This is a genomic window from Thermus sp. KWY1 (assembly GCF_057547025.1).
The window spans coordinates 35,233-51,624 of sequence record NZ_BAAJPG010000007.1 but is presented as its reverse complement, the minus strand read 5'-3'; the positions used below and the strand labels follow the sequence as shown (position 1 = coordinate 51,624).

Genomic DNA, 16,392 nt, shown 5'->3' with positions numbered 1-16,392 from the left:
GGTTGGGGCCCCGGCAAAGGAGGCTGGGCCTAGGCCCAGCCTCCGTTCTTTTCTAAAAGGGCACCACTTCCTCCTTGGGCCCTCCTCCACCGTTCCCCTGGAGGAAGGCCTCCCGATCCGGGATCAGGTAGGCGCGGAAGCCCTCGGCCTCGAGGGCCTCCAGCGCCCCTTCCCCCACCCGGGTCTCCCGCAAGGAAAGGATGGCCTCCCCGAAGGGCCCCTGCACCCTGAGGTAAAGGGGGAGGGTTCCGGGGTATTCGTCCAAAAGGCTCTTGAGGAGGGCCACGCCCGCCTCGTCCAACAGGGCGTGGTCCACCTCCACCTCCAGGGCCTTGGGGGACTCGGCCACCTCCTCGTGGGTCCAGGCAGCCTGGGCCATGATCCTAAGCCCCCCTTCCTCCCGCTCCACCTCCGCCAGGACCAGGAGGGGGGTGTCCTCCTTGAGCTTGGGGGAAACCCCCTCGTAAGCCCGGCCGAAAACCACCACCTCGAGGGCCCCCGTCTCGTCGGAGAGGGTAAAACGGGCCATCATGCCCCCGCTGCGGGTGGGCTTGCGCGCCACCTCCTCCACCATGCCCGCAAGGAGCACCCTGGGCCTTGGGGGCAGGCCCCGGATGAAGTCGGAAAGCTCCTCCAGGGTGCAGCTCGCCACCTCCCTCAGGCCCGGGTAGCGCAGCACCGGGTGGCCGGAAACGTAGATGCCCAAGGCCTCCTTCTCGTAGCGGAGCCGGGTGATCTCGTCCAGGGGCAAGGCTTCCGCCAGGGGAGGCTCTTCCACCTCGGCGAACAGGCCCATCATGCCGGATCGCTCCCGCTCCCGGCTTTCCGCCGCCCACCGGAGGAGGGGGTCCAAGGAAGCCAGCAACCGGGCCCTGTCCCCAAAGGCGTCAAAGGCCCCCGCCTTGATGAGGGACTCCAGGGTGCGCTTGTTCACCACCTTCTCGTCCAAGCGCTTGAGGAAGTCCCCGAGACTCTTAAAGGGACCACGGCGCTCCCTTTCCGCCAGGATGGCCTGGGCTGCCCCTTCCCCCACGTTCTTCACCGCGGAGAGGCCAAAGAGGATCTCCTCCCCCACCACCTTGAAGTCAAAGCCCGAGCGGTTGATGTCGGGGGGAAGAACCTCTATGCCCATGGCCCGGGCGTCGCGGATGTACTCCGCCACCTTGTCGGAATCGTGCCGCTCCACGGTGAGGAGGGCGGCCATGAACTCCACCGGGTAGTGGGCCTTCACGTAGGCGGTCTGGTAGGAAAGGAGGCTGTAGGCGGCGGCGTGGGAGTTGTGGACGATCACATCCTCGGCCAGGAAGGTATGGGTTCCCTCCACGGTGAGATCGTAGACCTCCTCCTCCCAAAGAGGCTCTATGGCCTCCACCCGGTCCCAGTAGATCTCCGCCGTGGCCAGGCGCAACAAGGCTAGGCTTCCCGTGAGGGCCGAAAGGCGCGCCAGGGTGGCGCGGGAAAGCCCCAGGCGGCCCCTGCTGGGCCGCAAAAGACCCTGGGCTAAGCCATGGGCCTCCAGAAAATCCCCCACCCTACCCCCGGAAGCCTGGGCCAAAGCATCCCTTACCAGGGAGAGAAAGGCCAGAGGCAGGATGTCCTTGGTGCTCCGGCCCACCTCCTCCCAGGAGGAAAGAAGGGCCTCCAGGTCCCGTTTCCTCTTGCCGAGAAGGCAAGGCCCCACCAGCTCCCCAAAGCGCCGGGCCGCCTCGAGGCCCCCCAGGAGGTAGACCACATATCCTTTCCGGCCCCCTCTGTAGGGAAAGCGCTTCTCCACCAGGCGGCTTTGCAAGCCCAGGCGGAGGAGCAGGTGCTGGACCCCCCGGGCAAGGGCCTCCGAGGCCGTGGCGTAATGGATGAGCCTACCCTTGGCGTCCACCCCCCCATCCCCCACCCACAGGCGTCCAAGAAGCCGGGCCACCCCTTCCTGGGAAAGGCCAAAGACCCTTTCGGGAAGATGCTTGTCCTTGGCGGCAAGCCCCAAAAGCCCCATCTCCCTCAAGAAGGTTTCCGCCTCCGCGGGAACCTTGCGGTCCCGCCGGCCCACGTAGATATGGGCCACCCCCCGGCGCCAGACCACCCGGGTGCGGGTGTTGGCAAAGCCCGCCAGGGCCTCCTCCATAGCGGCCAGCTCTTCCTCCGAGGAGGTGTAGAGGTAAAAGCCGGAGGGATGGCGGAGGTTCCCCTCGCTCAGGGCGAAGCCCAGAAGGTCCAGCTCATGGGGCCTCAGGTCCTCTGAAGGCTGGTAAGGAAGGCGCCTGGGCAGGGCCACGAAGTCCCCTGGGCGAAGGGCACCCAACTCCCGCCAACCCTCTGGGGTGTAGAGGGGGTGGTTGGCCGTGGCCTCGAGGACCCGTCCCGTGGCGGTGCGCAGACGGTAGACCATGGCCCGGCCGCTCTCGAAGGCGGCCACCACCGGCCTCGGCACCAAGCGCAGGGTGCTCTCGTCCAGGGAAACTACCCAGACCCCTTTGGCTTCCCCCCGGACGATGGCCTCTATGGGCACAAGTTTTCCCGTACGGTAGTCCAGCACCCGGGCCCTTCCCGGCAGGCACTTGTTGAAGCCATAGTTGGCGAAGGCCTCCAGCATGTCAAAAAGCCGGTTGGCCTCCTCCTCGGGCACGCCCCGCTCCCTGGCCCCCCGCACGAAGCGCTCCCGGTGTTTTTGCATCTCCTCCACCTTCTTCTTGCCCATGGCCCGCCTCAAAAGGTCGGCCTCCCCCAGGGAGTAGCCCGCCACCTGGGAGGCGATCTGCATGATCTGCTCCTGGTAGACGGGGATGCCGTAGGTTTCCTCCAGGATGGGCCTCAGGTACTTCTCCGCATGGGGGAATTCCACGTAGCTCACGGGCTCCTGTCCATGGTGGCGGCGGATGTAGGTGGGGATGTGCTCCATGGGCCCCGGGCGGTAGAGGGAAACCAAGGCGATGATGTCCTCGAGGCGCCTGGGCTTTAGCCCCCGCACCGTGGCGGTCATCCCTCCCGATTCCAGCTGGAAAACCCCCTTGGTCTCTCCCCGGGCAAGGAGGGCGAAGGTCTTGGGGTCGTCCAAAGGCAAGCGGTCGTAGTCCAGCTCCACCCCCTTGGACTCCTTCACGATCTTCTTGGCCTCGTCCAGGAAGGTGAGGGTGCGCAGGCCCAGGAAGTCCATCTTCAAAAGCCCCAGGGCCTCCACCGCTCCCATGTCGTACTGGGTCACAGGCCGCCCCTCCTGGTCCCGCATGAGGGGCACCAGGTTCGTGAGGGGCTCGGCGGCGATCACCACCCCGGCGGCGTGCACGGAAGCATGGCGGTTCAGGCCCTCGAGGCGCATGGCCACCTCGATCACCTCCCGCACCCGCGGGTCTTTTTCCATCTCCGCCCTTAACTCCGGCACCAGCTCTATGGCCTCGGCCAGGGGCTTGGGCTTGCCGAACTGCACGGGAATCAGCTTGGCCAGCTCCTCCGCCTTCTTGTGGGGGATGCCGTAGACCCGGGCCACATCCTTGAGGGCTGCCTTGGAGGCCAGGCTACCGAAGGTGCCGATCTGGGCCACCTTGTCCTCCCCGTAGCGCCCGCGCACGTACTGGATCACCCGGTCCCGCTCCCGGTCGGAAAAGTCCGTGTCGATGTCGGGCATGGAAACCCGCTCGGGGTTCAGGAAGCGCTCAAAGAGGAGGCCGAAGCGCAGGGGGTCGATGTTGGTGATGCCCACGGCATAGGCTACCAGGCTCCCGGCGGCGCTTCCCCGGCCTGGTCCCACGGAGATCCCGTTCCGCCTGGCCCAGTTGATGTAGTCCTGGACGATGAGGAAGTAGCCGGGAAAGCCCATCCGCTCGATCACGGAAAGCTCGTAAAGGGCCCGGTGCAAGATGGCCTCCGCCGTCCACTCCCTCACCCCCTCCAACGGGGGTAGCTTGGGCAGAAGGGCTTCCCAAGCCTTCCCTTCCACCTGGGCCAAGGCCTCCGCCAGGGCTTCCCCGTCCCCATGGGGCGGTATCTTCCCCAGAAGGCGGAAGACCTCCCGGTAAAACCCCTCGGTGATGCGGTCCGGATACCGGGAAAGAAGCCCTTTGAAGGTGAGCTCCCTAAGGTACTGGGCCTCGGTCCTTCCCTCGGGAAGGGGAAAGCGAGGGATGCGGTAGACCATCTTGTCCCCGATGGGAAGGTCCACCTCGCACATGCGGGCGATCTCCACCGTGTTGTCAAAGGGTTCGTCGCCCCACTCCTCCTCCGGGAGCATGGCCCGCATCTCCTCTGGGGTCTTCACGTAAAACTCGTCGCAGGGGAAACGCCAGCGCTCGGGGTCATCCAGGGTGCTCTTGGACTGGATGGCGAGAAGCACCTCGTGGGCCCGGGCGTCCTCCTTGCGCACGTAGTGGCCGTCGTTGGTGGCCACCATCCCCAGGCCGTACTTCCGGGCGAACTCCCTCAGGACCTGGTTAACCTTCCTTTGCTCGGGCAGGCCGTGGTTCTGGATCTCTATGAAAAAGCGGTCGCCGAAGATGGAGAGGTACTCGTTCAGCCGGGCCTCCGCCAGGTCCAGGCGGTCCTGCAGGATGAACTGGGGAATCTCCGCCCCCAGGCACCCCGAAAGGGCGATAAGACCCTCGGCATGCTCCCGTAGAATCTCCCGGTCAATGCGGGGTTTTTCGTAAAAACCCTCCAGGTATGCCCGGCTCGCCAGGCGCACCAGGTTCTGGTAGCCCTTGAAGTCCCTGGCAAGAAGGGTGAGGTGGAAGTACCCCCCGTCCAGGCCCTTCCCCCTTTTGCGGTCAAAGCGGCTTTCCGCGGCCACGTAAGCCTCGTAGCCGATGATGGGCTTGATCCCCATGGCGGTGGCCTTCTTGTAGAACTCCACCGCCCCGAAGAGGTTGCCGTGGTCGGTCATGGCCAGGGCAGGGTCCTCGGGGGAAACCGTTTTCACCCACTCAAGAAGGTCAGAAAGCTTCGCCGCCCCGTCCAGGAGGGAGAACTGGGTGTGCTGGTGCAGGTGGGCGAACTTAAGGCGGCCCATAGGGTCCAGTCTAGCAAGGGCCTTGCCTCCCTTAGTTAGGTACTTGGGTATACTGATTAATGCAATGATTGAGGACACCAGCACCCCCATCTCCGCCACCGAGGCCCGGGTTCACTTTGGGGAGGTCCTCCAACGCGTGGCCCAGGGAGAAACCCTGGTGGTGGAACGGGGAGGAAGAGCCGTAGCGGTCATCCTGTCCGTGGAAGAATACGAGCGGCTCCGGAAAGCGCCTAAGCAACAAGAGATCCTCGATGCGCTTTGGAGGCTGGGCCAGGAGATCCGAAGCCACCTACAAGGACCCATCTCTTCCCCAGAGGAAGTCATACGGGCGATGCGGGAGGAACGCACCCTTGAACTGGGCGGTTCTTGACGCAAGCTTCCTCATGCGAGTTCTTCTGGCAGGCATCCTTGGCGACAGAAGGGCCCATGAAGCTTTTCTTGGTTTGGGTAGCAAGGAGGTGGTCGCCCCCACCCTCCTGCCTTACGAGGTGGCCAATGCCCTTCACCGCTACGTTCTGGGCGGGGTCTTGTCAGGGCCCCAAGCGGAAGCCTTTTTGCGAGGAGCCTTGGGCCTGAACATCCGCCTGATGGGGGACAAAGGCCTTCATCTAAGAGCCTTGGCCCTATCCCAAGCCCTGGGTTTAAAAGCTGTGTACGACGCCCATTACCTGGCCCTGGCGGAGAAGCTTCAGGCTGAATTCTGGACAGCGGACGGAAAGCTATCCCGGAAGGTTACGGAAGCGCAAGTTCAAGGCTTGCTGGAAGGCATCACCGTGCGCTATTTAGAACCCCATGACCCTGGGCCAACTTAGGGAAGAAGTCTGGAACACCTTAGCCCGCTACGACCTGGCCCTTCACCCCACGCCTCCCCACGGCCACCACCCCAACTTCCTGGGAGCCAAAAAGGCAGCGGGGCTCCTCCTCCGCACCCCGGAGTTTCAAAGGGCCAGGCTCATCCTGGCGGGCATGGATGCGGTGCTGAAACCCTTGCGGGAAGAGGCCCTGAAGGCAGGAAAGGCCCTGATCCTCCCCCACCCCGACCGGCCGGGGGAGTTCGTGCTCCTTAAGGACCTGGACCCAAGAAAGCTCAAGCGGGTGCGGGAGGCCTACCGCTACGGGGTGAAGGTGGACCTAAAGGGGCAGCCCATAGACCTAGTCCTCATCGGGGCCGTGGCCGTGGATGAAGAAGGGGGCTGGGTGGGGAAGGGCTACGGTTTTCCCCAGGCCTGGCTTGCCGTGGAGGCCCCCTTCGCCACCCTGGCCCACGCCCTCATGGTCTACCCCAAGCTTCCCGTGGAGCCGGAACGCCGGGTGGACCTCATCGCCACCCCGGCGCGGCTCATCCGGCCTTAAAGGGCGAACTCCTTAAGGAGGCCCTCGAGGTCCAGGGGTTCCTGTTGCCCTAAGGCAGGGTAGACCTCAGGGTAGCGGGGCAGATAGGCCTTGAGGCGCTCCTCAAAGGTGGGGACCTCCGCCTTCCAGAAGACCCCTATGGGGATCCGCTCCCCCCACTCCGCCGCTTTTTCCTGGAACTCAGCCATCTTGCGATCCAGCTCCTCCGGGGGAAGCCCTTCGGGAACATGGGGGTCGTATCCCTCATCCTGGAGCTTATAGAGCCTGGGGGCGAACCACTCCTTGGTGTGCAGGTCGTTGTAGGTGGGGCAGGGCTGGAGGACATGCAGAAAAGCCAGGCCCTTATGGCTAAGGCCCTCCTTGATGAGCTCCTTCAGGCCCTTCACGTCGTAGGCGTAGCCCCGGGCGATCCAGGTGTAACCCGAGGCAAAGGCCAGAAGCAGGGGGTTGATGCGCCCCTGGGGGTTGGGCTTGGGAAGGCTTTTGGTCTTCTCCCCTAGGCCCAGGGTGGGCCCCGCCTGCCCCTTGGTGAGGCCGTAGACCTCGTTGTCGTAAAGGATGTAGAGCATGTCCACGTTGCGGCGGCCTGCGGCCACGAAGTGCCCGGCCCCGATTCCAAGGCCATCCCCGTCCCCACCCACCGCCACCACGGTGAGGTGGGGGTTGGCCAGCTTGGCCCCCTGGGCCACGGGGAGGACACGGCCGTGAAGGGTGTGGATCCCGTAGACATTAAGGTAGTGAGGGGTCTTGGCGGAGCAACCGATTCCCGAGAAAACCGCCGTCTGGGAAGGATCCCGCTTCAGCTCGAAAAGGGCCATCTGCAACGCGGAGAGGATGCCATAGTCCCCGCAGCCCGGGCACCAGTCCGGTTGCTTTTCCGCCTTGTAATCGGCAAGTTTGAGTTCCAGCATGGTTAAACTCCTTTCCTGAGCACCAGGCGCTCCGGGGCCCTGCCCGCAAGCACCTGCTCCAAGGCCTCCACCGCCTCATCCAGGGTGATGGGGCGGCCGTTGTACTTCACAATGCGGTGATGGACCCGCCTTAAGGTTTCCTGCTGCACCAGGTCCGCAAGCTGCCCCGAGTAGTTGTGTTCCACCGTGACCAGCTTTTTCCCCTCCAGAAGTGCACCAATCTCCGGGAAGGGCCAAAGGAGCCTGAGGTGCAGGTAGCCCACCCCAGGCAGGCGGTCCAGGGCTTCCAGGAGGGTACCCTTCACCGTGCCCCAACCCAGGACCAGGACTTCGCCATCCCTGTAGAGGGTGTACTGGTCCTCGAGGGGAATCTCGCTGCGGGCGGCTTCCAGCTTGCGCATGCGCTTTTCCATCTGGTATTCCCTGAGGACGACGTCCTCGGTGATGTGGCCCTCGAGGTCGTGCTCGTCCGAGGTCATCCAGTAAAAGCCCCCCGGGGTGCCAAGGGGGATAAAGGGGGAGATGCCGTCCTCCGAGGGAGCGTAGCGCTCATAGGGGCCAAACCCCTCCTTTCTGGGGGCAAGGCGCTTTTCCCCATCCAGGGAAAGCACCCTCAAGGCCTCCTTGGGAAGGCTCTGCGCCATGGAGGCCAGGAACTTGTCCAAAAGATGCACCACCACCGTCTGGTAGCGCCAGGCCCAGGCCAAGGCCTTCTGGGCATCCAGGAAGGCATCCTCTATATCCCCAGAGGCCAGGACGATCCTGGGGTACTCCCCGTGCCCGCCCCGGATGGCGAACATCAAGTCGCCCTGCTCGGTGCGGGTGGGAAGGCCGGTGCTCGGGCCACCCCGCTGGTAGAGGGTCACCACCAAGGGGGCCTCGATCATGCCGGCAAAGCCCATGCCCTCGGCCATGAGGCTGAAGCCTGGCCCGCTGGTGGCGGTGGCGGCCCTGGCCCCGGTGAGGGCCGCTCCCACCGCCATGGTCACCGCGGCGATCTCGTCTTCCGTCTGGACCACGGCCACGTCGGCTCCGGTAAAGGCCGTGTGGGCCTCGAGGTAGGTGGACTCGTCCGTGGCCGGGCTTATGGGGTAGTAGGTCTGGAAGCGAAGCCCGCCAGCCAGCTTGCCCAAGGCCGCCGCCTGGGCCCCGGTGAGGTAGACCCGGCCCGGCTCGTACCCGTTTAGGTGAAGCTGGAAGGAAAGCCTGGGCACCTCCTCCCGGTACACCGCCTCGGCCACCTTCTGGTTCAGCTCCAATACCTTGCCCTTAAACTGCAGGGCCAGGGCTTCCAGCAAGGGCTCCAGGGGGAAGCCCAGGAAGCGGAGGCTTGCAGCCACAGCGATGGTGTTCAGGGTGCGCCGGGCTTGAAGGGAAGGGACACCCAGCTCCACCCCGATCCGGTCCGCCACCTCCTCAAAGGGGTAGGGCAGGGGCTGGACCCCCGACTCCACGTAGGCGGCAAGGAGATCCTTCAAGCTGGGGTCCAGCTTGCCAAAGCGCCCCGAAAGGGCCTCCGCCACCCGGTGGTCCAACATGGGAAGCTTGTGCACTGTAAGCTCCAGAACCCGGGGATCGTAAAGGAGCACCCCTCCAGACCGAATCTCGTCCAGGTGGCGGGCCAGGGTCTCCCCGTCCAGGGCCACCAGCATGTCCACCTTCTCTCGGAAGGCCGCCACGGGTTTTCGCGAGAGGCGCACATCCAAGTAGGAGTGCCGCCCCATGATGTTGGAGTGGTACTCCCGCTTGGTGGCCACCCACCAACCTCCCTTGGCCACCGCCCGGGCGAACAAGGTGGCCGCCGTCTCTATCCCGCCCCCTTGGGGGCCGCCCACGCGCCAGGTGAACTCTTCCATAAGCCCTCCTTTGCTCTTTGATACCCTACTCCTTAAGGGTCCGGCTTGGCTAGGGGCATTTGCCCAAAGGGGGGTTCATTCCTCCTGGTCCGCCTGGTGAAGCCGCTTGCCCCAGAGGCTTTGCGGGCGGTGGTGCTCCAGTACCAAAGCCCGTACCTCGGGGTCCTGAATGCGCTCCGCAGCGTACAGGGGATGGTGGCGGCGCACCTGGAAGGCCCCAAAGATCCCCCTCCGCAAGGGGTAAGGGGACACAGGGAGGGCGTAAAGCCCGGTGAGGATGCGCTCCAGGGGACGGTAGGGCCTCAGGGCCTTTCCCGCATCGTGAAGAAGGGCAGCCCGGATGGCGAAGGCAGGGGCCTCAGGGTAGTGCCTCAGGAGCCGGCGGGCCACCCGCACCGCATGGGCCCGGTCCCTGGGGTCCATGGAAAGGTAAAGGGTGCGCTCCTCCCCCTGCAAAAAGGCCAGGGCAAAGGCATCGTCCGGCTCCTCCCTTCGGGGAAAAAAGGCATGAAAGAGGCGCCTAAGCCTCCTCTGCACCTTTCCGAACCCTCGTCCGAAGCTCTGGTTCCTGCCACCCGCCAAGGGGCTAGATGAACTTCTTCAGCATGGTGGCGATCTCCTCGGGCTTTTTGGGGTCCACCTTGCCCTCGGAAACCTCGGCGGCGCAGATGTTGAGGAACTCCTCCAGGATCAAGGTGGCCGCCGCCTCCATGGCCTTCTTGGTGGCGGTCATCTGGGTGAGCACCTCGTCGCAGGGACGCCCCTCCGCCACCATCTTCTGCAAACCCCTCACCTGGCCTTCGATACGCCGCAGCCGCTTGAGGATGTTCTCCACGATCTCTTGCCCCAGCTCGGTGGTCTTGGTCATGGAGGCATTATATACCAGTACCCCCTATGTCGTCTTCACTCAGCGGTTCCTCGGCCTCGGGAAGCCTAGGCCTGCGCACCCACAGAAGCCGCGCCCCCAAAAGCCGGGTGATCTCCGCCAGGCGCCGGTTGGGATCCTCAGGGGGCCTAATGGGTTCCCCTGCCGGAGCGCCTTGGCCGGAGGGGTCCGCCTGCCCTCGCCAAGGAACCTCTGCGGAAGGTGACCCTTCGGCTGGCTCGGGCCAGGCATCCCACGGCTCCTCCTCCCCTTCAGGAAAACCCCTGGCCTCCTGGACACTCCCTTCGGGTAGGGCCGGGGAAGCAGGCTCGGAGGCCTTGGGCTCTTCCGAACGCCCACGTTTTTCCCCGGACAAAGGAAGGTTCCGGGAAGGGGGCCTAGGGTCTAGGCTTTTTTTTTCCAGGAGAAAGGCCACCTCCTCCACCCCGAAGTGGGCCCGCACCAGGGGGAGAAGGGCGGCTCTTTGCTCCTCAGCCCGCTTGTGGTGGAAGGCCTTGCTCTCGGGGAAGCGAAGCACCAAGCGCCCTTCTTCCAGGTCCGGCCGGGCCTCCCTGAGGAAAGCCCTCAGGGTGGGCTTCAAGGCCTCGAGGAAAGCCCTCCACCTCCTGGCCAGGTCCGCCGCATTAACCGCCCCTCCCGACATCTCCCCGGAAAGGCCTGCCTCCCTGGCGCTTGGCGGCACCAGGGGCTTGGTGGGATGGAACTCGGGCAGGTCTTCCCGGGAAGCCCCTTGCCTACGCACATGGGCTGGCTCTTCGGGCAAAGCCGCCTCGGCCCGCACCCCTTCCCCGGAGGAAGGGCCGGCCGTGGGCTGAACCTCCCCCTTGCCCGGCTGGAACAAGGAGGCCGCCGGGAAAACCCTGGCCGCCTGCAACAGGGCTGCCTCCAGGGCCAGGAGGTCCGAGCGCTTGGCAAGGCGCTCCATGGCCTCGTCCAAGGCGGTGAGGGCCCCAAGCAAGGCTTCAGGAGGAGCCTCGAGGCCCTCCCCCGGCAGGCCGTGGGCGGCGTAGAGGGCTTCCCGGAGCACCTCCATGAGCCCTCCCGCCAGGCTCCTTGGGGCGAAGCCCTTGGCATAAAGCCCCCTGGCCTCCGAGAGCACTTCCTTGAGGTCCCCCCGGGCTAGGCCCCGGGCCAGGCGGGAAAGAGCTTCTCTTGGCGGAAGGCCCAGGGCCTCCTCCACCTGCTTTCGGGTCAAGGGACCCTCCAGGAGAAGCAGGCGGTCCAAAAGGCTTTCCGCATCCCTAAGCGCCCCGTCCGAAATCCTTGCCACCAGGAGAAGGGCATCTTCCTCCGCCTCCCTCCCCATCTCCTTGAGGATGCGCTGGAGCTTAAAGGCGATCTCCTCCTCCGTGAGGCGGCGGAAGCGGTAGTGCTGGGTGCGGGAAAGGATGGTGGGGGGCATCCTCTCGGGCTCGGTGGTGGCGAAGATGAAGAGCACGTGGGGCGGGGGCTCCTCCAGGGTCTTGAGGAGGGCGTTGAAGGCGCTTTTGGAGAGCATGTGGGCCTCGTCCAGGATAAAGACCTTCCTGGGGGCGGAAAGGGGGGCGAGGAGGATCCTCTCCCTAAGCTCCCGCACGTCCTCCACCGAGTTGTTGCTGGCGGCATCGATCTCCACCACATCGGGGTGGGCTCCCTTTTGCACCGCCTGGCAGTGGGCGCAAACCCCGCAAGGGCGCTCCGCCCCCTGGCACCCCACGGCCATGGCCAGAAGCCGGGCAGTGGTGGTCTTCCCCACCCCCCGCGGACCGGAAAAGAGGTAGGCCTGGGCGAGGCGTCCTTCCCGGATGGCCCGCACCAGGGGCTCCTTCACGTGCTCCTGGCCCACCAGCTCCTCAAAGGTGAGGGGGCGGACCCGGCGGTAAAGGGCGCTCACAAGGGCTAGTATAGGGCTTGGTGCGGAGCTTTCTCTCCCTCCACGTGGAGGCCCCCCTGGAAAGGGTGCTGGCCTGGGCTCAGGGCAAGACCCTGGGGGCCGGGATCTACCTGGTTCCGGATCCTCCCTGGGTGAGCCTCTACCATGAGACCCTCGAGGCCCAGGAGGACCCCGAGGCCATACGGGCCTTCCTGGAGGAGCTTTCCCAACTGGGGAAGGCCCTGGCCTTCCTGGTCCTGGCCGAGGAGGAGCTTCTTTTTCTTCTGGCCGAGGGGGGAAAAGTCCAGGCGGAGCTGGCCCAGGGAACGGAGCTAGGGGAAAGGCTTATGGCCCCTTCGGAGCTGAAACCCCTGCTCGAGAAGGCCAGCCGCATGCCCCCCGTAAACGCAGTCCAGGCCCTGGCGGCCCATTTCGGCCTCCACCCCGACCACGCCGCCTTGGGCTTTTTGGACCTCCTGGAGGCCGAGGAGGAAGGGGACCTGCCCGAGGAGGTGATCTACCTTGAGTGAACCCTTGCTGGTGAAGGTGGGGGGAAGCCTAAGGGGTGCCGAAACCCTGCTGGACGAGCTCGCCAGCTACCCCGGCCCCCTGGTTCTGGTGCACGGGGGCGGGCCGGAGATCGGGGCCTGGCTTACCCGCCTGGGTCTGGAAAGCCGCTTTGAGGGAGGCCTGCGGGTAACGCCTCCTGAGCACATGGAGGTGGTGGAGATGAGCCTGTGCCTCACGGGGAAGCGCCTGGCGGAGGGGCTTTCCCGAAGAGGGCGAAGGACCCTTTCCCTTTCCGGTCGGGATGCCCTGTGCCTAAGGGGAAAGGTCCTCCCCCACCTGGGCCGGGTGGGGGAAGTGGTGGGGGTGGAAGTGGGCTTGCTCCTGGACCTCCTGGAAAAGGGCTACACGCCCCTTCTCGCCCCCATCGCCCTGGACGAGGAAGGCCCCTTGAACGTGAACGCCGACACCGCCGCCGGGGCGGTGGCCGGGGCCTTGGGGTGGCCCGCCCTCTTCCTCACGGATGTGCCCGGGGTCTTAAGGAACCCCAAGGATCCCACCACCCGCTTCCCCCACCTCACGCCGAAGGAAGTGGACGACCTGAAGGCCCAGGGGATCCTCCAGGGGGGCATGATCCCCAAGGTGGAAGCTGCCTTAAACGCCCTTAGGGCAGGTGCCCCCTGGGCCGCCATCGCCCAGGGGGAAAGGGGCGTAGTGGCCGGGGTCTTGCAAGGGGAAAGGGGAACCCGGTTCACCCTTTAGCCAGAAGCTCCAAAAAGGCCAGGACGAACCCGGGCAGGTCCTTGGGCCCCTGGGCGGTCACCAGGTTTCCATCCACCACCACCCCAGTTTCCTGGTAAAGCCCTCCGGCGTTCTCCAGGTCGTCCCGGATGGAGGAAAACCCCGTGACCCGCCTACCCCGCACCAGCCCGGCGCTGATGAGAACCCAGCCCGCATGGCAGATGGCCCCGAGGGGCCTTCCCTCTTCCGCCACCCGGCGCACCAGGGCCAGCACCTCAGGGCTTCTTCTCAGGTAATCGGGGGCGAAGCCTCCGGGGATGAGGAGGCCCGCCAGCTCCGGTGCCTCCCGGGCGCTTACCTCCGCCCTCCAGGAAAAACCGGATTTGGCCCTGTACTCCCGGGCCTCAGGACCGATGACCACCGGGGTATACCCGGCCTCCTGCACCCGGTAATAGGGGTACAGGAACTCCCGCTCGTCAAAAAGGTCCGCCAGAAGAATCCCCACTCGCTTCACGCCACACCTCCAGGAACTCCTTAAGGATATTCCCCGTCACCCCCCAGATGTCCACCCCCCGCCAGGGAAAATGCCAGACGGTGCGGCCATGGCGCACCTCGCTCCAGGGATTCACCTGGAGAAGCTCCTTCAACGGGGCCAGGAAGACCTGGGCCACCTCGAGGGGATTGGGCCTTAGGGGAGGAAGGTCCTCCCGGAAGACCACCACCGGCTGGACCAGGAAACCCTGGGGGGAAAGCACCGGGGCAAGGTACCCCAGGGGCTCCACCCCCAAAAGGCCCACCTCCTCCGCAGCCTCCCGCAGGGCTGCCTCCACGGGGGTTTCCCCCGGTTCCACCGCTCCTCCCGGGAAACTGATCTGCCCGGCGTGGGTGGGGAGGTGGGGGCTCCTTAGGGTGAAAAGGAGGCTTTCCCCAAGAAGGGGCACGGCCACCGCCGCCAGGCGGAAGCCCTCGGGAAGGGCTAGTCCTCCTGGCAGGCTCTCTGGAAGCGCCTTCTTAAGGCGGTCTCGGGGTCCAAGCCCCTCTTGGCGAAAAGCCCCACCAGGTTCCAAAGTGCCTCCTCGAGGTTCCCTTTCTCCAGGGCCGCCCTCAGGCCCTCCTCGCTTCCCGGATCCACGCCCTTTCGCTGGAGCTCATAGGCCCGAAGCAGGGTGGGAAGGTGCTTGGGTAGCCCACAGGGCTCCTCCTTTTTCCCCTCCTCCGCCTTCAGCTCCTCCCAGCGGGCCTTCACCTCCTCCGGGGTCTTGGCCGTGCCCTCCCCGAACACATGGGGGTGGCGGCGGATGAGCTTTTCCACGATGCTTCTTTCCACGTCCTCGTAGGAGAACCGCCCCTCCTCCTCGGCGATGACGCTGTGAAAGGCCACCTGCAAAAGCACATCCCCAAGCTCCTCCGCCATCTCCTGGGAATCCCCCTTCAACAGGGCATCCGCCGCCTCGCTGGCCTCCTCCAAAAGGTACGGGATGAGGCTTTCGTGGGTCTGGGCCCGGTCCCAGGGGCAGCCCCCAGGGCCCCTGAGGCGGCGCATCACCTCAAGAAGCCGCTCCATGCCCCCCATTCTCCCTCAGGAGGAAGCCCCCTGCCAGGGAAAGGCCCACCAAGAGCAGGGAAAGGGGGTCCACCGGGGCCCGCTCCAGCACCCACCCCCCGGGCCCCGGGGCGGGTAGACCCGTGGTGCGGGTGAGGAGGAAAAGCCCCCCCATCACCCCCACCAGGTACCGCCCCAGGCGCCGCCAGCCCGGGCCTACGGGCACCTCTAGAAGGGGCAGGAGGAGCAAGGAGAGGCCGTAGCCCAGCTCGAGGGCCAACAGGACCATGAAGAGAAGGGCGTACCAGAACCCCGGGGTCTGGAAGGCCAAGGCGGGGTTTTGCACCAGGAAGAGCTCCCCGCATAGCCCCCCGCCCAAGGGGGTCTTCCCGAAGCCAAGAAGCTGAAGGAAAAAGGGAAGGATGAGCAAAAAGGCCGCCAGACGGAGGCGCATGCCCTATGCTACCGGTCCCGACGGGCAAAGACCAGGGCGCCCAGCAGGGCCAGGGCAAGCCCCGAGAAGGCCAGGTAAAGGAAGCCCAGCCAAGGCCCCACCTCCCCAAGCCGCTCCGCCACCAGGTACCCCATGGGCCCGGTGAGCACCGGGGCCTTCAAGCTGGCCAGAAGCCCCACCCGGTGGATCTCCTGGGGGTTGAGAAGCAGGGCCAGGGTGAGGAGGCCCTCCAGGGGATAGTCCTTAAGGCGCACCGCCAGGGCCACCACCAGGGGTCCATAAAGGATGTTCAAGAGGCCGAAAAGGCCAAACCCCAGGCCCAGGGCCCGCTTTTCCTCCAGGGTCAAGGCGGAAAGCAGGGCGGCAAGGCCCACCCAGAAGGCCAGGAGGCCAAGGCCGGAAAGCAAAAGCCATAAGGCGGCCTTTCCGGAAAGCCCCAAGAACCCCGCCCCCAGGAGAAGGCCGGGCATGAGGGGAAGCCCTAGCCCCAGGAAGATCCCCAGGACCCCCTGGCCGAAGCCCCGGAAGGCCCCCACGGGAAGCCCGAGGAGGAAGGCCCACTCCTCCCTCGAGGCCAAAAGGGGCACCGCCAGGGCCAGGACCAAGGGGGGAAGGAGAAGGAGAAGCCCCGAGTAAAGCCCCACCAGCCCCACCCCCTCTCCCCGGCCCAGGAAGCCCAGGGCCAGAAGGAAGGGAAGGAGGAACAGGCCGAAGGTCCAGGGGTTGCGGGTGATCTCCCTGAAGAAAAGGGGGCTCATGGGGCCTTGGAAGGGGAAAAGATGTCGGCGGGCACCCAGGGGCGCTTCTCCCCCTCCTTAAGCGCCTGGGCCCAGGTGAGGATCCGTCCACCTCCCCGCCCGGGCCGCTCCTTAAGGTGCCCCTCCAAAGCCTCCCGGCTGGCGAAGGCCAGAAGCCCCGAGCCCATGGGGGTGCGGATCCTGGGATGGTGGTAGAGCACCACCCCTTCCGCTGGGATCCACCTGGGGGCCGTGCGGGTGCTGGCCGCAAAATCCGCCAGGTACACCTCCTTAGGGATAAGGCCAGGCCCGCCCCAGCCGTTAAGCTGATCCAGAAGGCAGGCCGGGTCATCGTAGAAGAAGGCCTTCCCCTGGGGGTTCACCGCCTGGGCCGCATGCCGGGCATCCAGGATGGTCATGAAGCAGTAGGAACAGGCCTCCACCCCTACCCTCAGGGCCCGGGGAGCCGCCAGGGCCTGGAGAAGGAAGGGCAGGGAAAGGATAAAGGTCCGCCGGTGCATAGGTCCTTAGGCTAGGGTACACCCTCGAGGAACCCCCC

Annotated in this window: 17 protein-coding genes; 5 read left to right on the top strand and 12 right to left on the bottom strand. The window is 65.6% G+C overall.

The features are described from left to right. Nucleotides 1–52: 52 nt before the first annotated feature. Nucleotides 53–4,993 (bottom strand): DNA polymerase III subunit alpha, encoded by a 4,941-nt coding sequence (gene dnaE / locus AC27GT_RS02045; protein WP_487223454.1) that lies wholly within the window; start codon nt 4,991–4,993, stop codon nt 53–55. Between the two features lie 64 nt (nt 4,994–5,057). On the opposite strand from dnaE, the gene AC27GT_RS02040 reads away from it, so the two are divergent. From AC27GT_RS02040 to AC27GT_RS02030, 3 genes are read left to right on the top strand one after another with little or no spacing between them, the layout of a single operon-like run. Beyond that, nucleotides 5,058–5,363, top strand: a complete 306-nt coding sequence (locus AC27GT_RS02040) for a type II toxin-antitoxin system Phd/YefM family antitoxin (RefSeq protein WP_015716019.1) — start codon at nt 5,058–5,060, stop codon at nt 5,361–5,363. Beyond that, nucleotides 5,245–5,805 (top strand): type II toxin-antitoxin system VapC family toxin, encoded by a 561-nt coding sequence (locus AC27GT_RS02035; protein ID WP_321162866.1) that lies wholly within the window; start codon nt 5,245–5,247, stop codon nt 5,803–5,805. The genes AC27GT_RS02040 and AC27GT_RS02035 overlap by 119 nt, the downstream gene beginning before the upstream one ends. Next, nucleotides 5,786–6,346, top strand: coding sequence for a 5-formyltetrahydrofolate cyclo-ligase (locus AC27GT_RS02030; RefSeq protein WP_015716017.1), 561 nt, complete (start codon nt 5,786–5,788; stop codon nt 6,344–6,346). Before AC27GT_RS02035 ends, AC27GT_RS02030 begins: the two co-directional genes overlap by 20 nt. Here the strand turns inward: AC27GT_RS02030 and AC27GT_RS02025 are convergent. The 5 genes from AC27GT_RS02025 to dnaX form a co-directional block, all read right to left on the bottom strand. Continuing rightward, nucleotides 6,343–7,257: a 2-oxoacid:ferredoxin oxidoreductase subunit beta gene (locus AC27GT_RS02025; protein ID WP_487223453.1), complete on the bottom strand. Its 915-nt coding sequence runs from the start codon at nt 7,255–7,257 to the stop codon at nt 6,343–6,345. The genes AC27GT_RS02030 and AC27GT_RS02025 overlap by 4 nt on opposite strands. Before the next feature lie 2 nt (nt 7,258–7,259). Continuing rightward, the gene (locus tag AC27GT_RS02020) at nt 7,260–9,113 is read right to left on the bottom strand and encodes a 2-oxoacid:acceptor oxidoreductase subunit alpha (protein WP_487223452.1); all 1,854 of its coding nucleotides are present in this window, start codon (nt 9,111–9,113) and stop codon (nt 7,260–7,262) included. A 75-nt stretch (nt 9,114–9,188) separates the two neighbouring features. After that, a complete protein-coding gene (locus AC27GT_RS02015) occupies nt 9,189–9,650 on the bottom strand; it encodes an HD domain-containing protein (protein WP_487223451.1) in 462 nt (153 codons plus the stop codon). A 49-nt stretch (nt 9,651–9,699) separates the two neighbouring features. Continuing rightward, a complete protein-coding gene (locus AC27GT_RS02010) occupies nt 9,700–9,981 on the bottom strand; it encodes a metal-sensitive transcriptional regulator (protein ID WP_028493589.1) in 282 nt (93 codons plus the stop codon). 7 nt (nt 9,982–9,988) lie between these two features. Beyond that, nucleotides 9,989–11,872, bottom strand: a complete 1,884-nt coding sequence (gene dnaX / locus AC27GT_RS02005) for a DNA polymerase III subunit gamma/tau (protein ID WP_487223450.1) — start codon at nt 11,870–11,872, stop codon at nt 9,989–9,991. A 17-nt stretch (nt 11,873–11,889) separates the two neighbouring features. Here dnaX and AC27GT_RS02000 point away from each other — a divergent pair, with 17 nt between their 5' ends. Next, complete coding sequence (locus tag AC27GT_RS02000) at nt 11,890–12,381, top strand: hypothetical protein (protein WP_148228629.1); 492 nt, start codon at nt 11,890–11,892, stop codon at nt 12,379–12,381. Further along, the gene (gene argB, locus AC27GT_RS01995; protein ID WP_015716008.1) at nt 12,374–13,120 is read left to right on the top strand and encodes an acetylglutamate kinase; all 747 of its coding nucleotides are present in this window, start codon (nt 12,374–12,376) and stop codon (nt 13,118–13,120) included. The genes AC27GT_RS02000 and argB overlap by 8 nt, the downstream gene beginning before the upstream one ends. On the opposite strand, the gene AC27GT_RS01990 is transcribed toward argB, so the two are convergent. Genes AC27GT_RS01990 through AC27GT_RS01965 form a run of 6 tightly spaced genes read right to left on the bottom strand, consistent with a single transcriptional unit; the run spans nt 13,110 to nt 16,354 of the window. Beyond that, nucleotides 13,110–13,613, bottom strand: coding sequence for a type 1 glutamine amidotransferase domain-containing protein (locus AC27GT_RS01990; protein ID WP_015716007.1), 504 nt, complete (start codon nt 13,611–13,613; stop codon nt 13,110–13,112). The two genes, argB and AC27GT_RS01990, sit on opposite strands and share 11 nt — an antisense overlap. Beyond that, nucleotides 13,576–14,046: an NUDIX hydrolase gene (locus AC27GT_RS01985; protein WP_015716006.1), complete on the bottom strand. Its 471-nt coding sequence runs from the start codon at nt 14,044–14,046 to the stop codon at nt 13,576–13,578. The genes AC27GT_RS01990 and AC27GT_RS01985 overlap by 38 nt, the downstream gene beginning before the upstream one ends. A gap of 29 nt (nt 14,047–14,075) precedes the next feature. Next, complete coding sequence (locus tag AC27GT_RS01980; RefSeq protein WP_015716005.1) at nt 14,076–14,672, bottom strand: MazG family protein; 597 nt, start codon at nt 14,670–14,672, stop codon at nt 14,076–14,078. Next, nucleotides 14,647–15,096, bottom strand: a complete 450-nt coding sequence (locus AC27GT_RS01975; protein WP_015716004.1) for a hypothetical protein — start codon at nt 15,094–15,096, stop codon at nt 14,647–14,649. Before AC27GT_RS01975 ends, AC27GT_RS01980 begins: the two co-directional genes overlap by 26 nt. An 8-nt stretch (nt 15,097–15,104) precedes the next feature. Next, nucleotides 15,105–15,854: a hypothetical protein gene (locus tag AC27GT_RS01970; protein ID WP_015716003.1), complete on the bottom strand. Its 750-nt coding sequence runs from the start codon at nt 15,852–15,854 to the stop codon at nt 15,105–15,107. After that, nucleotides 15,851–16,354 (bottom strand): nitrous oxide reductase accessory protein NosL, encoded by a 504-nt coding sequence (locus tag AC27GT_RS01965; protein ID WP_464935768.1) that lies wholly within the window; start codon nt 16,352–16,354, stop codon nt 15,851–15,853. The genes AC27GT_RS01970 and AC27GT_RS01965 overlap by 4 nt, the downstream gene beginning before the upstream one ends. Nucleotides 16,355–16,392: the final 38 nt, after the last annotated feature.

Excerpts from the sequence above, each read along its gene's own strand:
- AC27GT_RS01975 (WP_015716004.1), bottom strand. The coding sequence starts at position 15,096 with ATGCGCCTCCGTCTGGCGGCCTTTTTGCTCATCCTTCCCTTTTTCCTT.
- AC27GT_RS01980 (WP_015716005.1), bottom strand. The coding sequence starts at position 14,672 with ATGGGGGGCATGGAGCGGCTTCTTGAGGTGATGCGCCGCCTCAGGGGC.
- AC27GT_RS02020 (WP_487223452.1), bottom strand. The coding sequence starts at position 9,113 with ATGGAAGAGTTCACCTGGCGCGTGGGCGGCCCCCAAGGGGGCGGGATA.
- AC27GT_RS01970 (WP_015716003.1), bottom strand. The coding sequence starts at position 15,854 with ATGAGCCCCCTTTTCTTCAGGGAGATCACCCGCAACCCCTGGACCTTC.
- dnaE (WP_487223454.1), bottom strand. The coding sequence starts at position 4,993 with ATGGGCCGCCTTAAGTTCGCCCACCTGCACCAGCACACCCAGTTCTCC.
- AC27GT_RS02025 (WP_487223453.1), bottom strand. The coding sequence starts at position 7,257 with ATGCTGGAACTCAAACTTGCCGATTACAAGGCGGAAAAGCAACCGGAC.
- AC27GT_RS02035 (WP_321162866.1), top strand. The coding sequence starts at position 5,245 with ATGCGCTTTGGAGGCTGGGCCAGGAGATCCGAAGCCACCTACAAGGAC.
- AC27GT_RS02030 (WP_015716017.1), top strand. The coding sequence starts at position 5,786 with ATGACCCTGGGCCAACTTAGGGAAGAAGTCTGGAACACCTTAGCCCGC.
- AC27GT_RS02010 (WP_028493589.1), bottom strand. The coding sequence starts at position 9,981 with ATGACCAAGACCACCGAGCTGGGGCAAGAGATCGTGGAGAACATCCTC.
- AC27GT_RS02040 (WP_015716019.1), top strand. The coding sequence starts at position 5,058 with ATGATTGAGGACACCAGCACCCCCATCTCCGCCACCGAGGCCCGGGTT.
- AC27GT_RS01965 (WP_464935768.1), bottom strand. The coding sequence starts at position 16,354 with ATGCACCGGCGGACCTTTATCCTTTCCCTGCCCTTCCTTCTCCAGGCC.